General features: G+C 49.2%; 1 protein-coding gene. It reads right to left on the bottom strand.

Translation table 11 applies throughout. The features are described 5' to 3' along the window. Positions 1 to 1,065: 1,065 nt before the first annotated feature. Complete coding sequence (locus G8764_RS23125) at positions 1,066 to 1,431, bottom strand: glyoxalase superfamily protein (RefSeq protein ID WP_166168574.1); 366 nt, start codon at positions 1,429 to 1,431, stop codon at positions 1,066 to 1,068. Positions 1,432 to 1,570: the final 139 nt, after the last annotated feature.

Raw genomic sequence — 1,570 nt, 5'->3', positions numbered from 1 at the left:
TTCCCCACCTTCGACACCAAAATGCCTATTCATAATGCCTTCCTTGACGGCCTCCTACAACCATGACTGCGCCTGCTAACGCCGCTGTAACTGGCGCGAAATACGGAGCTGTTTTTTGTGCGACAATGAGCGCAGCGAACGCACAAAAAACGGCGTAGTATTTTGCGTCCAGTTGACGGCCTGGTTATGAAATGACTGCACACACTCTCCATGTTCTATGTTTCGGTTCGGGCACGAAGCTATCTACTTGAACCGCGTTTAAACTGCCGACTTTTCCGACCAGCTAAGGTCACATCTGGCAGCAGGAACAGCACTACCAATGCCCAAATATTACAACAAACCTTACCGAAGACACACCACTTAAGAACTGTAATTCTTCACTCCAGCATCGATCTCAAGCCATGCCACAGGAACAACGCTGGCGAGATAGGATCCGGCCTACTGCTCAATGCCGCGACACTCGTTCTTTAGCAAGACACTCGACTTCAATAGACTCTTGCTTCGTTTCATAACGCCGCTGTAACTGGCGGAAAATACGGAGCGGTTTTTTGTGCAACAATGAGCGCAGCGAAGGCACAAAAACTGCGCAGTATTTTGCGTCCGGTTCACAGCTTTGTTAGCTGCGCGCCGGCCACAAAGTTGATTTGGCCACGTTTTCAGCATTGTTGGTTCACCGCGGCGATTTTATGGCTTAGTGGCAAAGAGCTGAAAAACCCGGAGTCGCCAGGTATGAGCATGTCTCGAATAGTGCGCTGGTCTATGCGGGCCACCGGGCCCAATACAATACTGCTTAAGAGCCCTGAACCCAAGGAACGAACGCGTGCTGTGGATTCACCGCCACCCAAGCTCAATGGTGCACGATTCTCTACGTGCACCGAACTTCCCACACCCTCGACACTAAAATGCCTATTCATAATGCCTTCTTTGAAGCCCCCCAACAACCATGACTGCGCCTGCTAACGTCGCTGTAACTGGCGCGAAATACGGAGCGGTTTTTTGTGCGACAATGAGCGCAGCGAATGCACAAAAAACGGCGTAGTATTTTGCGTCCAGTTTACGGCCTTGTTATGTGGCGGCAGGTTCATTGAAAAGTACCTTGTTCGAAAAGGGATCAATAACCGTAAAACAACGATCGCCCCACGGTGCCAGCTCAATTGTCGGCTTATTATACTTGTAGGGTCGAGACGTTATCTCTTGGAATAATGAGTCTAATTCTTTGACATTAACAAACACCTTGCAACCTGGAGTACAGTCTCCTGAATGTTCACTAAGATGAAACACCAGATTCTCTTTGGATACTTGCATGTAAATAGGAGCATCAGACTCAAAACGATGCTCCCAATCTAAGGTCATGCCAAGAAATCCGATATAGAATTCCTTTGCCCTACACTCGTCAAATATTCGAATTATTGGGATTGTTTGAAATTCCATTCGCTATACTCTAATTTCCACAGTCGTGGTAGAACGCCCGGTTACCCGGACGCCCCCACACAGATCCCGGCGTGCGGGATTACCGCACCGGGCTCCTCAGTAATAACATTGCTACCGTGCATGGGCAGCCCCCTTCTCG

The organism is Pseudomaricurvus alcaniphilus, from assembly GCF_011440395.1.
Lineage (GTDB): Bacteria > Pseudomonadota > Gammaproteobacteria > Pseudomonadales > Cellvibrionaceae > Pseudomaricurvus > Pseudomaricurvus alcaniphilus.
Note: the sequence above shows the minus strand (reverse complement) of the source record. Positions and strands in the feature narration are given on the sequence as shown.